Here is a 12,285-nt window from a genome sequence, read left to right on the forward strand (position 1 = left end):
ACCCCCCAATTCCGCGCGCCCCCCCTTTTTTTTAAACCCCCCCCCCCGCCCCCCCCCGGGCGGGGGGGGCGCGGGGGGGGCCGGCGGCGGCAGCAACACCGCCGGTGCAGGCGGTGGCGGCGGTACCAACTCGGTCGGCGCAGCCACTGGCGGCGCTGGCGCGGGCGGTACCGGCGGCGCGGGCGGCGATGTGACCGTGAATGCGGGCACGTTCAATATGTCCAACACCATGAGCAATGTCGGCCAGTCGGCCGCGGGCATCATGGTCACGGCGCAGAACAGCGGCATCGCCTCGCTGGTGCAGCAGAGCGTCAACGTGCAGGCCAATCTGTCGGTCGGCAGATAAAAAGCTGCAAGCGGGATGCGCGCGCCTCCGGGGCGTGGCGCATCCCGTCATCGACAGGGGGTACGGTATGCAACTATTCAGTATGAGCTTGTGTGCGGCGCTGCTGGCGGCGCCGGCGATCGCTCCGATCGAGGAGCCGTCCGCGCGGCCTTTGCCGCCGCTGGTGCGGGACATCGTCATCACGGCGGCCGATCCCGCCGGTTTTGACGGCACGGCCGTGTCGGCCGACAGGCTGGCAGGCAAACGCGCCGGCACCGACACGGTGACCAGCGACATGCAGTTGAACGGCGCAGTCAGCGGCAATACGGCGGTTAATGTTTTCACCGGCGCCAATTCGATCAGTACCGGCTCGTTCAGCAACGCTTCCGGCCTGCCGGTGGCGATACAGAACTCCGGCGCCAATGTGCTGATCCAGAACGCCACCATCATCAACATCCAGATGCAATGAAAAAACTCGTCAGCGCCTTATTGGCTACCTCACTGGCCGCCGTGTGCGGCCAGGCTGGCGCGGTGGACTTGCCCGGCGTGACAGGCGGCAGCTATGCGCTGCATGTCACCAGCATGAAGGAAGCGCGCTTCCGTTCCACCGTGCGCCAGCAATTCGATTTCAGTTGCGGCTCGGCGGCGGTGGCAACGCTGCTGAGCTACCACTACGACACGCCGGTCAGCGAGCGCCAGGTGTTCGACGCCATGTACGCGCTTGGCGACCAGCAGAAAATCCGCCGCGAAGGCTTTTCGCTGCTGGACATGAAGCGCTACCTGGCGCAGCAGGGCTTTATCGCCGACGGCTATCAGCAGCCGCTGCAGAAGCTGGCCGAGGCCGGCTTCCCCGCCATCGTGCGGGTCGAGGAAAACGGCTACCGGCACTTCGTCGTCATCAAGGGCATGGACGACGGCCGCATCCTGCTGGGCGATCCGGCCGGCGGCACGCGCGCGATGACGCGCTCGGCCTTCGAAGCCATCTGGCAGGACCGGCTGCTGTTCGTCATTCACAACTGGCGCGGCCAGCCGCATTTCAACCAGGCGGCTGACTGGAGCGTCGCGCCGCGCGTGCCGCTGGGCGAGGCGATCAGCCGCGCCAGCCTGACCGACATCACGCTGCCGAAAAACGGCAACGGCAACTACTGAACGGAGGCGCCATGCGCATCGCTTTAATGATACTGCTGCTGGGCTTTGGCGCCGTGCATGCGGACCCGACCGACGGCTGGACCGCGGTCGATGATGCCCAGCTGGAACAAGCGCGCGGCGGCTATGACCTCGGCAATGGGCTGCTGGTCTCGCTAGGTGTCGAACGTTTGGTTTCGATCAATGGAACTGTTGTAGCAAACAGTAGTTTTGCGATCGCCGATGTGACAAAGTTGAGCGCTGCGGAAGCACAGATGGCCAGCGATGCGCTGGCCGCCGTGGTGGTGCAAAACGGCGCCGGCAATGCGATCGATCCGGTGCCCGCCATGCAGGGATTGGGCGCGCTGTTGATACAGAACAGCGTCAACGACCAGGCCATCCGCAGCCAGACCACGATCAGCACCACCGTCACTAACCTGGCGATGCTCAAGGCCGTCAATTTTGAAAGCATGTTGCGCGATTCCTTGAGTGGTGCGGTGGGCCCGAAATGAAACCTGCTGCGGAGGGTGGTAATGCGAAGTGCTCGATGGAGGATGAACGCGATGGCCGGCGCGATGGCCGGTCTTGCCTGCGTGATTGCGCAGGCCCAACAACAGGGAAGTGACGCGCGGCCGCCGGCGGTGGCGCCGCTGTTCGAACAGCCGGGCGTGCTGACGCCGCGCGGCAAGTTTGTCTTCGAGCCGTCGGCGCAGTTCGGCTATTCGTCGAGCAACCGCGTGGTGCTGGTCGGCTACACCATCATTCCAGCCCTGCTGATCGGGCTGGTCGATGTGCGCGAGGTCAAGCGCAACACGCTGACCGGCACGGCCAGCGTGCGCTACGGCCTGAGCAACCGCGCCGAGCTGGAACTGAAGGTGCCGTATGTGTACCGCAGCGATTCGACCGTCAGCCGCGAAATCTTTACCGGCACCGGCGTCGACAATGTGTTTGAAACCAGCGGCAAGGGCGTCGGCGACGCCGAAGTGGCGCTGCGCTACCAGCTCAACCAGGGGGCGGCCGACAAGCCGTATTATGTGGCGGGCTTGCGCGTCAAGTCGCGCACCGGCACCGATCCGTTCAGCGTCATCACCGATTGCAGCAAGCGCTGCGTCGGGCCGAACGCCACCGGCACCGGCCTGCCGCTGGAATTGCCGACCGGCTCGGGCTTCTATGCGATCCAGCCGAGCCTGACCTGGCTGTATTCCAGCGACCCGGCCATCCTGTTCGGCAGCGTCAGCTATCTGCACAACTTCAAGCGCAGCAACGTCAACCGCAAGGTGCTGAACGGCGAGTGGGAGCCGCTGGGCACGGTCGAGCCGGGCGACGTGGTCGGCTTCAACTTCGGCGTCGGCCTGGCGCTGAACGACAAGGCGCTGATGAGCTTTGGCTACGACCACAGCTCGGTCGCGCGCACGCGCCAGAACGGCTTGCCGGTGCCCGGCTCGGTGCGCACGCAACTGGGTACCTTGCTGTTGGGGTTCTCCTACCGCATCAACGACAAGCGCACGCTCAACGTCGCCGTGGGGGCGGGGCTGACGCGCGACACGCCCGACGTGCAGCTGTCGGTGCGCCTGCCGATGACTTTCTAGCGAGCGCCGGCCAAAAAGTTAATTTTGCGGTATCGTAGCGATTCTCATAATTCACAACAATAAGGGAAGCTATGATCACGACCAAATTGACCCGCTCGGCCGCGCTCTTCGCGGCCGTGGCCGCTGCGTGCTCGCTGGCGCAGGCCGCCGCGCCGATGGCCAAGTTCCAGGCGCCGGGATTTTACCGCACCACGCTGGGCGATTTCGAAGTCACCGTGCTGAACGACGGTACCCTGGATTTGCCGGTCAACAAGCTGCTGAAGCAGCCGCCGGCAAAGACCGACGCGGCGCTGGCCAAGGCGTTCGAGAAAAGCCCGATACAGACCTCGGTCAACGGCTTCCTGATCAATACCGGCAGCAAGCTGGTGCTGATCGACACCGGCGCGGCCAGCCTGTTCGGTCCGACGCTGGGGCAGTTGCTGGGCAATCTGAAGGCGTCCGGCTACAAGCCGGAGCAGGTCGACGAGATCTACATCAGCCACATGCACGGCGACCACGTCGGCGGCCTGGCGGCCAACGAGCAGCGGGTGTTTCCGAACGCCATCGTGCGCGCAGGCAAGCTGGACGCGGACTACTATCTGAACCAGGCCAACCTGGACAAGGCGCCGGCCGAGGCCAAGGATAATTTCCAGGGGCCGATGGTGTCGATCAATCCCTATGTCAAGGCGGGCAAGTTCCAGCCCATCGTCGCCAACAGCGAGCTGGTGCCTGGCATCAAGTCGTATTTCAACGGCGGCCATACGCCAGGGCACATCACCTACGTGATCGAGAGCAAGGGGCAGAAGCTGGTGCTGCTGGGCGATCTGCTGCACGTGCAGGCGGTGCAGTTTGACGATCCGGGCGTCGGCATCGAGTTCGACACCGACAGCAAGGTGGCGATTGCCGAGCGCAAGAAAGCGTTCGCCGCGGCGGCCACGGGCGGCTACCTGATCGGCGCGCCGCACCTGTCGTTCCCGGCGCTGGGCCATGTGCGCGCCAACGGCAAGGGCGGTTACGTGTTCGTGCCGGTCAATTACACGCAGCCGCGTTAATGAACAAGGGAGCCGAGGCTCCCTTGTTTCATTACGCCAGGGCAGGGTAGTCCGTGTAACCCTCTTCCGCCGGCGCGTAGAACGTTGCGGCGTTCCATGGGTTCAGCGGCGCGCCGGTCTGCAGGCGGCGCGGCAGGTCGGGATTGGAAATGAAATCCTTGCCGAAGGCGATGGCGTCGGCGGTGCCGGCTTCCAGCACCTGCTGCGCGGTCTGCTTGTCCATCTTTTCATTGGCGATGTAGACGCCGCCAAATTCCTTCTTCAGCAACGGGCCCAGGCTGTCTTCGCCGACGGCTTCGCGCGCGCAGATGAAAGCGATCTTGCGCTTGCCCAGTTCGCGCGCCACATAGCCGAAGGTTTCCGCCGGATTGGAATCGCCCATGTCGTGCGAATCGCGGCGCGGCGCCAGGTGCATGCCGACGCGGTTGGCGCCCCATACTTCGATGCAGGCATCGGTGACTTCCAGCATCAGGCGGGCGCGGTTTTCAATCGGGCCGCCGTAGTTGTCGCTGCGCTGGTTGGTTTTGTCCTGCAGGAATTGGTCCAGCAGATAGCCGTTGGCGCCGTGGATTTCCACGCCGTCGAAGCCGGCTTTCTTGGCGTTTTCCGCGCCTTGCTTGTAGGCGGCCACGATGCCGGCCAGCTCTTCGGTATCGAGCGCGCGCGGCACCGGGTAAGGGCGTTCCGGACGCAGCAGGCTGACATGGCCCTTGGCCGCGATCGCGCTGGCCGATACCGGCGCTTCGCCGTTCAGGAAGCTTGGATCGGAAATGCGGCCCACATGCCACAGCTGGGCGAAGATCACGCCGCCGGCCTTGTGCACGGCCGCGGTCACTTGCTTCCAGCCTTCGACCTGCTCGTCGGACCACAGGCCCGGGGTGTCGGCGTAGCCCACGCCCTGCGGCGTGACGGCGGTTGCTTCGCTCAGGATCAGGCCGGCGCTGGCGCGCTGCTCGTAGTACCTGGCCATCAAGGCGTTCGGCACGCGGGCGCCGCCGACTGCGCGGGCGCGGGTCAGGGGGGCCATGACGATGCGGTTTTTCAGCGTGATGTCGCCGATGGTGATCGGGTCGAAGAGATTTGCCATGATAAGTTTCCTATAGTGACATTTGATCGATGAAAGCCTGGATAAGGGCTTCATCGCGTTTAAAGTAATTCCACTGGCCGACGCGGTGCGAGGTGATCAGGCCGGCCTTGAGCAGGGTGGCCAGATGCGCCGACACGGTCGACTGCGACAGTTCGCAGCGGCGGTCGATCAGACCGGCGCACACGCCCAGGCTCAGCGGATGCTGCTGGTCGGCGAAATACACCTCGGGTTCCTTCAGCCACGCCAGGATCTGGCGCCGCATCGGGTTGGCGAGGGCTTTGTGTATAGCGTCTATGTCCATCTGCATGTAACGATATATAGATCGTGTTTTTCCGATTTCAATATCGTTATCTTACGATATAAAAGAAAAACGTGCTGGCGGCCGAAAAATCCTTTATGTTACGGGAACATTGTTTGAATCCTAACGAGGCTCATATGACCAGTCATTATCTGGATGTGGCGATCGGGCTGTCCTACACCTTCCTGGCGGTGAGCCTGCTGTGCAGCGCCACGCGCGAGGCGATCGCCTCGTTGTTCCAGACCCGCGCCAAGGTGCTGCTGGACGGCGTGCTGACGCTGCTGCACGAGCAGGGCGGCAAGCCGCGACTGCGCGGCATCGTGCCGTCGATCAAGCGTTTCCTGCGGCGCGACGACGGCTTCGGGCTGGCCCGGCTGGGCGCGCATTCGCTGTCGGCCGCCGTCATGACCCATCCCCTGATCACCGGCATGGCACAACAGGGACGCATGCCGTCGTATATTCCCTCGTCGATCTTTGCGCGCGCCTTTGTCTCCACGTTGACGACCAGGTACGGCAAGGCGCAAACGGCCGCCATCCTGCTGGCCAATGTCGGCAACGAAGGCTTGAGCCGCACCTTGCTGGCGATTATGGGCGAGGGGCCGGACGACCTGGCGGCGCTGGAGAATGCCGTGCGTATCTGGTATGAGACGGTTATGGAGCGCATCACCGGCTGGTACAAGCGGCGCTCGCAGTTCGTGCTGTTTTGCGTCGGGCTGTTTTATGCGTGCGCGATGAATATCGACGCGCTGGACCTGAGCCAGCGGCTATGGCGCGACGACGGCGCGTCGGCCAGGCTGGCGCAGCAGGGCGCGGACAGCGTCGCGGCCGGCCGCGTGACGCCGCCGCCTGCGGCGCCCGCCGGCGCGCCGCCCGCGGACCCGCTGGCCAAGGCCATGGAAGTCAAAAAAGATGTGCAGGCGGTACAGGCGTTGCCGATAGGCTGGCCGTCGCCGCGGTTTGAAGGCGCCGGCGGCAAGAGCGTGGGCGCCTTCCTGGCGGCGCTGGCGTTCGCGTTGATGGGCTGGATCGTCACCGCGTTCGCCTCGTCGCTGGGCGCGCCGTTCTGGTTCGACGGCATCGGCTGGCTGCTGGCCCTGCGCGGCACCGGCGCCAAGCCGCCCGCCGAAACCGCCCCGGTGGTGATCGAAGCGATCAAACTGCCGCCGCTGTCCGCCGGCAAACCGTCGGCTTAGGCGGCGAAGTGCAGGGCCAGGCCGATCAGGGCCGGCAGCGTCTGGATCAGCAGGATCGAGCGCTTGACGGTTAGTCCACCCCACACGCCGGCCACGGCCACGCAGCTCAGGCCGAACACCGTGAACGCGGAAGCGATCGCCGGAACCGGATGTACGAATCCCACCACCAGCGCGGCGACCAGGAAGCCGTTGTAGCAGCCCTGGTTGGACATGGCCGGCTGCACGATGTCGGCCTTTTCCTGGCTCAAGCCGAACACGCGACGGCCGCGCGTCTGGAACAGCACGGTTTCCAGTAAAACGATGTAGACGTGTATCAGTGCCACCAGGCCGGTGACAATCTGTGCCAGTAACTGCATGGGCGCTCCTCTTCTTGTAGTTGAAGGAACATTATCACCCATTTGTTGCTGATGATATAGTTTCGGCCCTGGAATGGAGACACTAATAATGACCTGGATTATCCTCATCCTGGCCGGCCTGCTGGAAGTGGCATGGGCGGTCGGACTCAAATATACCGACGGCTTCAGCAAGCTGGTGCCGACGGTGCTGACCTTGTCGGCGATGGCCGGCAGTGTCGGCCTGCTGGGCCTGGCGCTGCGCGCGCTGCCGCTGGGAACGGCCTACGCGATCTGGACCGGCATCGGCACCGTCGGCACAGTGATCTACGGCATCGCGGTGCTGAACGAACCGGCCGGCGTGCTGCGACTGGCCTGCATCGCGATGATCATCGGCGGCATCATCGGCCTGAAAGTATCGACCGTTTAAAAAGCCGGATTGGCGCGCGTCAGGTAATACCACTCGCTGTTGGCGCCGGCCGCGCTGTCGGGGAACAGGATGCGGCCGTCGAACTCGGCCAGCACCGGCGTGCCGTCCGCGCGGGTGCCGATCAGTTCGCCCTGCTTGACTGGATCAAAGCTGGACCATGGCTGGCTGAAGGCATCGTCCGCGTGCTGTTTGTCGTAGACGGCGGCCATGCTCAGCGCTTCCATGGCGTCGTCGGAGATCGGCTGCGGCTGCGGCGCGTCAATCAGGCCGAGGAAGGCCAGCGTATTGACGATCGCGCGGTAGCCCACTTCCGGCGCCTGCGGATCGGCGTGCTGGCCGCACTCCAGCGTCAGCGCGTAGCCGCCGGTGCTGCGCATGTATTCGGTGGTGCCCATGCCGTAGCGCAGCACGGTTTCAAGCTGGCTGTCGCCGCGCAGGCGGCGTTGCACGCCGGCGCCGTAGGTGCGCAGCCAGCCGTCGACAAACCTCCTGACCCCGAGCCGGCGCGCCATCGCGCGCTCCTGCTGCTCGTGCTTGAACGGTTCCAGCGGACCGTCGTTGTTGCGCGGGCCGACCATGACGAAGGGCTCGCTGGCGGCGTTGAACGAGTGCAGGTCCAGCAGCACGTCGTGCTGCGCCAATAGCGGACACAGCCAGTTGGCGATGCGGTCTTCGAAATCCTGCGGGTTCGCATTCGGGAACAGGTTGCGGTTCAGGTTGCGTTCGCCGGAGCGCTCGCCCTTGGCGTAGGCCAGCGGATTGGTGACCGGCACGAAGGTGACGCTGCCGCTGCGTATCAGCAGCCGGCCGCTGTCGAGCTCCTGCATCACGCGGCCGATGGCCTTGGTGCCGCAGGTCTCGTTGCCGTGCACGGCGCCGGTGACGATCAGCCGCGTGCCGGGCTGCTGGCCGCCGTATTGGATGGATTTGAATTGCAGCGTGCTGGCGTCGATCATGCGGATTCCGGTCTGTGGCAAAAGCCGCAGTGTAGCGCAACTTCCCCAAGGGCTAAGTTGCACCAGCGCGGTCCTGTAGACATCCGCGCCGGTACTATACATTGGGAAACTATAGGTATCAGATCTGCGGATCGTTCTGCACCTGTGGATCGTGCGAGAATTCGACGCCGTCTGCGTCCTTGAAATTCAGCGTGAACGCTACTGTGACCTTCGACGTATTGGCATCGCTGAACGTCAATTGCTTCCCGCTGATGCTGACGCTGGCGGCACTCAATTGGTCGTTGCCCAAAGTCTTGATCGTCATGCCGGTAAAGATAATGTCCTGGCCGTCGTCGTTGTAGATTTGATAGTTGATGACAGTATCTTGTTGCGTCACATATGGCGTTTCCGGGGCCGTGTGAACGTCATACGTGCCTTGTGTGGCAGCGGCCTTGACTTTCACCATGACGTTGATGAATTGCGTGGAGGCTTTGATTTTGCTCATGAGTTCGCTTTCTTTGCGGGGTGGGTGGAAAGATAGTACAGATAGGTTACATCTCGATACGGCATCGCTTCCAGCTGCTTTTTCACGGCGCCTACATGCTCGCTTTGATCCAGACAGGCATGGGCCTTGGCCCACGGTGCCAGCAGGTGGAAATCGGAACTGCCGCTTACCAGCGGGCGGAGCAGTGCACGTACTTCGGCGCAGGATTCTCGCGCTGAGGCATCGTCCTGTTGAGCGCGCAGATCGGCGTTCAACAACAGTGCGTCGTTGAGTGCATTCAGGAACACTTGTTCGGCCGGTACGGCGGTATGTAACTCCCGCAGTTTGTCCAGCGCTGGTTGCAGCACACTGGCGGCGGAACTGGTCTGGCCTTGCTGGAGCAATTGGGTTGCCTTGCGGAGTTGTACCACCGCGACCAGGGCCTGCAGATTAAGCCGCTTGGGCTCCAGCCGGCTCAACTCGGAGCTATGGATCTGCAGTTGCTCCAGTTGCGCCAGCGCCTGGGCCGGCGTGCGTTTCCGGGTGTCGGTGTCGAACATGCGCAGTTCGGCGATGTACAGATTGCGCTGCCAGTTTTTGTTACTTAAGTCTTTTGCCACGATGGTCCGCAGGAGCTCGTGAGCATTCTGGGCGGCATTGTAAGCGGCATCAAGCTGGCCGCGAGCCTGGAGCAGATCGGACTGATGCGACCATCCCGCAGCCAACTGGTTGACCCATGAGACGTCGTTCGGATAGGTGTCATGCAGCGTTTGCAACAGCGCCAAGCCGCGAACGTACAGAGCCTCCGCTTGCGGAAGTTTTCCTTGCTGCATTTCGGCACTGGCCAGCCAGGACAGGCTGTCGGCCAGGTCTGCGATGATTTGCTTGTCTTGGGGCTTTTGCGCGTGTGCCCGGCTTTTCAATTCCACAGAGAGCGCAAACTCGCTTGCGGCGCGCGCCACGTCACCGCGCCGCAAGGCTACTGTCCCGAGGCTGTTGTGGGCAAATGACTGTTCGATCCAGCTGTCGACATCGGCTGGAGCCGCTGCCGCTAGACGGTCGCTGTGATCTCGATACTCGCCGAAATAGCGCTGAGCTTGGTCCCAATCCTTCTGGTCCAAGTGGATCTGGCCCAGCCAGAACGCGTTTTCACCCGCGCTCTTGATCATGGCCAGGTCGGATGAATGGGTCTTTAGCTGTTGTTGCAGGATGGCGCGGCCCGCCAGCAGCGCTGTGGTGGCACCGGCTGGGTCGGCGCGCGCAATTCTCACCTCGGACAGCACCTGCAGCGATTTGGCGCGCTGTGCCAGCGCGGTATCGGTGTCGCCGGGCCTTGCCGGGTCGGACAGATATTTGAGCGCGCGGTTGCTGACGCTGTCGAGCAGGTCCAGCTTGCCCAGCGGGCGCAACTTGTCGACGAATTCTCCCAGCATGTAGCCCATCAGGCCCTCGGCCTCGGTGCGGTGCTGCTCGGCCGCCTGCTGTGCCGAGCGCGCCATCAGGAACAGGCCGCCGGCCAGCAGCGCCAGGCCGGCCATGACCACGGTGATCGTCAGCCGCAGCCGTTCGCCGCGCCGCACGCCCAGCAGCGAGGCGTGGACAAACGCCTGCTCCTGCGGCGTGAAGCTGAAGCCGGCCGTCTTCATCAATTGGCGCGCCTGGTTGGTCTGGGTGCCCGACGGCAGCAGCATGTCGCGCGCGCGGCCGCTGTCCTGCCAGCGCTTGGCCTGCGCGCTGATGCGGCTGCGCACTTGCAAGGTCTGCCGGTGTTCTTCGATCCATGCCACCACCCGCGGCCAGCGCCGCAGCAGCGCCTCGTGGGCGATGCCGAACGCCGGCGCGCCGCCTTGCAGATCGCTGACGAACAGATGGGCGTCGACCAGCGCCTGCACCAGCCTGGTCTCGGCATCGCTGCGCAGCGCCGACCATGGCACGCGGCGCGAGGTGACGGTGGCTTCGTCCTCGGCCACCAGCACCAGTTGCGACAGCACATGGGGCAGGGCGGCGATCTGCGCCGGGCCCAGTGCCGAGATCACCTGTTCGGCGCGGGCGCCGATCGCGCCTTCGAGTCCGCCCAACTGGTGGAAGCTGGCGTGGCTCAACTCACCGTCGGCCGAACGCAGGCGGTACAGCTCCTGCAGACAATATTGCAGCAGAGGCAGAGTGTCCGGGCCGGACCGCGCGGCGCTGATCAGCAGCTCGTCCAGGCTTTCGCCCCGCTCGTCGGTCGTGTAGCGCAGTTGCGCCACTTGCGCCGGGTGGCGGATGATCTGGGCGATGTCGACGCTGCCGGGCGGCGCCAGGTCGAAGTGGCCGCCGCGCAGCTTCAAGTTCATCAGCGCCGGGTAGGCGGACAGGTGCGGGTAGAAATCGTTGCGGCAGGCCAGCACCAGCAAAACGCAGCCGGAACGGGCCAGCTGGTCGAGCACATTGATGAACACGGCGCGCTCTTGCTCGCCCACGTGCGGCAGCCTGAACACGGCTTCGAAGCGGTCGATGAAGACCATCAGCTGGATGGCCGGCATTTGCTTTTGCAATTGCTCGATCACACCCGGCAGGTCTTGCGCCAGCCGCTGGGCCAGGGCCACCGCGCTGGTGTTTTCAAACAGTTGCCGGCCATCGAACTCGGCATCCAGCAGCACGCTGGCGAGGGTGTCGAGCAGGCCGGCCTGGCCCATGTCGGCGCAATCGAGCTGCAGATGGGCGCTGATCGCCAGACCGGCGTCGGCCGGAGCGGCGCCCGCCTTCAGCGCCGGGATCAAGCCGGCCTGCACCAGCGACGTCTTGCCGGCGCCGGACGGGCCGAGCACCAGCACCATCGCGCAGGCGGCCTGGGCCTGGGCGACCACCACCTGCACCAGCTGGTCGACGTTGAGCTTGCGGCCAAAGAAGATGGACGCGTGTTCTTCCTCGAATGCTTCCAACCCGCGGAACGGCGAGGCGTGCAGCCAGCTGCCGTTGCTGACGTCGTCGTCGTAGCTGAGTTCGGCCAGCAGGCGGTAGCCGCGCTTGCGGATGGTTTCGATATAGCGCGGTTCCACCGCCGAATCGTCCAGCGCGCGGCGCAGCTGGGTGATGATTTTGTGGATGGCGTTGTCGCTCGGCGCGACGTTGCCCCAGCACGCGTCCAGCAATGTTTCGGCGGAAATGACCACGTGCGGGTGGTGGCATAAATACAATAAAACATCCATGGCCCGCGGCTCCAGCTGCCGGTTGAGCTCACCGCAGCTGAGTGTATTGGTGGCGGGATCGACCCGCCACTGCCCGAAACGGAAGCTTTTGTGGTTCACACGCACCTTCTTCTGCTTAGAAATAGTACTTCGAAATCAATGACTTGGCCTTCGGAAGGTTTTCGGAAGGCCATTTCTATACTAAATGACTACAGTTGTTTCATAACTACACCTTTTGCAAATATTAACATTTTCGGGTGGAAACGCCACCCCCAACTTTGAGGAG

Annotated in this window: 13 protein-coding genes and 1 pseudogene; 8 read left to right on the top strand and 6 right to left on the bottom strand. The window is 63.9% G+C overall.

Annotated features, from left to right (window positions below):
* The 6 genes and pseudogenes from ACCD07_RS15955 to ACCD07_RS15980 all read left to right on the top strand — a co-directional run.
* Positions 1-346, top strand: a pseudogene (locus ACCD07_RS15955) (hypothetical protein); the annotation flags it as partial.
* A gap of 67 nt (positions 347-413) precedes the next feature.
* On the top strand, positions 414-794 hold the full coding sequence (locus tag ACCD07_RS15960; protein ID WP_176650144.1) for a hypothetical protein: 381 nt from the start codon (positions 414-416) through the stop codon (positions 792-794).
* Positions 791-1,474, top strand: a complete 684-nt coding sequence (locus tag ACCD07_RS15965) for a C39 family peptidase (RefSeq protein ID WP_176650145.1) — start codon at positions 791-793, stop codon at positions 1,472-1,474. Before ACCD07_RS15960 ends, ACCD07_RS15965 begins: the two co-directional genes overlap by 4 nt.
* A gap of 11 nt (positions 1,475-1,485) precedes the next feature.
* Entirely contained in the window at positions 1,486-1,962 is a 477-nt protein-coding gene (locus ACCD07_RS15970; RefSeq protein WP_176650146.1) for a hypothetical protein, read from the top strand.
* A gap of 42 nt (positions 1,963-2,004) precedes the next feature.
* On the top strand, positions 2,005-3,039 hold the full coding sequence (locus tag ACCD07_RS15975) for an acetate kinase (protein ID WP_413447903.1): 1,035 nt from the start codon (positions 2,005-2,007) through the stop codon (positions 3,037-3,039).
* Between the two features lie 71 nt (positions 3,040-3,110).
* The gene (locus tag ACCD07_RS15980) at positions 3,111-4,070 is read left to right on the top strand and encodes an MBL fold metallo-hydrolase (RefSeq protein ID WP_353404820.1); all 960 of its coding nucleotides are present in this window, start codon (positions 3,111-3,113) and stop codon (positions 4,068-4,070) included.
* A 31-nt stretch (positions 4,071-4,101) separates the two neighbouring features.
* Here ACCD07_RS15980 and ACCD07_RS15985 read toward each other — a convergent pair whose 3' ends face one another.
* Both ACCD07_RS15985 and ACCD07_RS15990 read right to left on the bottom strand, forming a co-directional pair.
* Positions 4,102-5,157, bottom strand: coding sequence for an alkene reductase (locus ACCD07_RS15985; protein ID WP_176650149.1), 1,056 nt, complete (start codon positions 5,155-5,157; stop codon positions 4,102-4,104).
* A gap of 10 nt (positions 5,158-5,167) precedes the next feature.
* Positions 5,168-5,464, bottom strand: a complete 297-nt coding sequence (locus ACCD07_RS15990; protein ID WP_353404823.1) for an ArsR/SmtB family transcription factor — start codon at positions 5,462-5,464, stop codon at positions 5,168-5,170.
* Positions 5,465-5,592: 128 nt separating this feature from the next.
* Here ACCD07_RS15990 and ACCD07_RS15995 point away from each other — a divergent pair, with 128 nt between their 5' ends.
* Positions 5,593-6,648, top strand: a complete 1,056-nt coding sequence (locus ACCD07_RS15995) for a hypothetical protein (protein ID WP_413447904.1) — start codon at positions 5,593-5,595, stop codon at positions 6,646-6,648.
* On the opposite strand, the gene ACCD07_RS16000 is transcribed toward ACCD07_RS15995, so the two are convergent.
* Positions 6,645-7,004, bottom strand: coding sequence for a DUF1304 domain-containing protein (locus ACCD07_RS16000; RefSeq protein WP_413447905.1), 360 nt, complete (start codon positions 7,002-7,004; stop codon positions 6,645-6,647). The two genes, ACCD07_RS15995 and ACCD07_RS16000, sit on opposite strands and share 4 nt — an antisense overlap.
* Before the next feature lie 88 nt (positions 7,005-7,092).
* Between ACCD07_RS16000 and sugE the strand changes: the two genes are divergently transcribed.
* On the top strand, positions 7,093-7,410 hold the full coding sequence (gene sugE, locus ACCD07_RS16005; RefSeq protein ID WP_176650153.1) for a quaternary ammonium compound efflux SMR transporter SugE: 318 nt from the start codon (positions 7,093-7,095) through the stop codon (positions 7,408-7,410).
* On the opposite strand, the gene ACCD07_RS16010 is transcribed toward sugE, so the two are convergent.
* From ACCD07_RS16010 to ACCD07_RS16020, 3 genes are all read right to left on the bottom strand, one after another.
* Complete coding sequence (locus ACCD07_RS16010; RefSeq protein ID WP_413447906.1) at positions 7,407-8,366, bottom strand: succinylglutamate desuccinylase/aspartoacylase family protein; 960 nt, start codon at positions 8,364-8,366, stop codon at positions 7,407-7,409. The genes sugE and ACCD07_RS16010 overlap by 4 nt on opposite strands.
* Before the next feature lie 118 nt (positions 8,367-8,484).
* Positions 8,485-8,850 (bottom strand): hypothetical protein, encoded by a 366-nt coding sequence (locus tag ACCD07_RS16015; RefSeq protein WP_413447907.1) that lies wholly within the window; start codon positions 8,848-8,850, stop codon positions 8,485-8,487.
* Positions 8,847-12,119, bottom strand: coding sequence for a winged helix-turn-helix domain-containing protein (locus ACCD07_RS16020; RefSeq protein WP_413447908.1), 3,273 nt, complete (start codon positions 12,117-12,119; stop codon positions 8,847-8,849). The genes ACCD07_RS16015 and ACCD07_RS16020 overlap by 4 nt, the downstream gene beginning before the upstream one ends.
* Positions 12,120-12,285: the final 166 nt, after the last annotated feature.

It is taken from the genome of Duganella sp. Dugasp56, assembly GCF_047304105.1.
GTDB classification, from domain to species: Bacteria; Pseudomonadota; Gammaproteobacteria; order Burkholderiales; family Burkholderiaceae_D; genus Rugamonas; species Rugamonas hordei.

Excerpts from the sequence above, each read along its gene's own strand:
- ACCD07_RS15960 (WP_176650144.1), top strand. The coding sequence starts at position 414 with ATGCAACTATTCAGTATGAGCTTGTGTGCGGCGCTGCTGGCGGCGCCG.
- ACCD07_RS15965 (WP_176650145.1), top strand. The coding sequence starts at position 791 with ATGAAAAAACTCGTCAGCGCCTTATTGGCTACCTCACTGGCCGCCGTG.
- ACCD07_RS15970 (WP_176650146.1), top strand. The coding sequence starts at position 1,486 with ATGCGCATCGCTTTAATGATACTGCTGCTGGGCTTTGGCGCCGTGCAT.
- ACCD07_RS15975 (WP_413447903.1), top strand. The coding sequence starts at position 2,005 with ATGAACGCGATGGCCGGCGCGATGGCCGGTCTTGCCTGCGTGATTGCG.
- ACCD07_RS15980 (WP_353404820.1), top strand. The coding sequence starts at position 3,111 with ATGATCACGACCAAATTGACCCGCTCGGCCGCGCTCTTCGCGGCCGTG.
- ACCD07_RS15985 (WP_176650149.1), bottom strand. The coding sequence starts at position 5,157 with ATGGCAAATCTCTTCGACCCGATCACCATCGGCGACATCACGCTGAAA.
- ACCD07_RS15990 (WP_353404823.1), bottom strand. The coding sequence starts at position 5,464 with ATGCAGATGGACATAGACGCTATACACAAAGCCCTCGCCAACCCGATG.
- ACCD07_RS15995 (WP_413447904.1), top strand. The coding sequence starts at position 5,593 with ATGACCAGTCATTATCTGGATGTGGCGATCGGGCTGTCCTACACCTTC.
- ACCD07_RS16000 (WP_413447905.1), bottom strand. The coding sequence starts at position 7,004 with ATGCAGTTACTGGCACAGATTGTCACCGGCCTGGTGGCACTGATACAC.
- sugE (WP_176650153.1), top strand. The coding sequence starts at position 7,093 with ATGACCTGGATTATCCTCATCCTGGCCGGCCTGCTGGAAGTGGCATGG.
- ACCD07_RS16010 (WP_413447906.1), bottom strand. The coding sequence starts at position 8,366 with ATGATCGACGCCAGCACGCTGCAATTCAAATCCATCCAATACGGCGGC.
- ACCD07_RS16015 (WP_413447907.1), bottom strand. The coding sequence starts at position 8,850 with ATGAGCAAAATCAAAGCCTCCACGCAATTCATCAACGTCATGGTGAAA.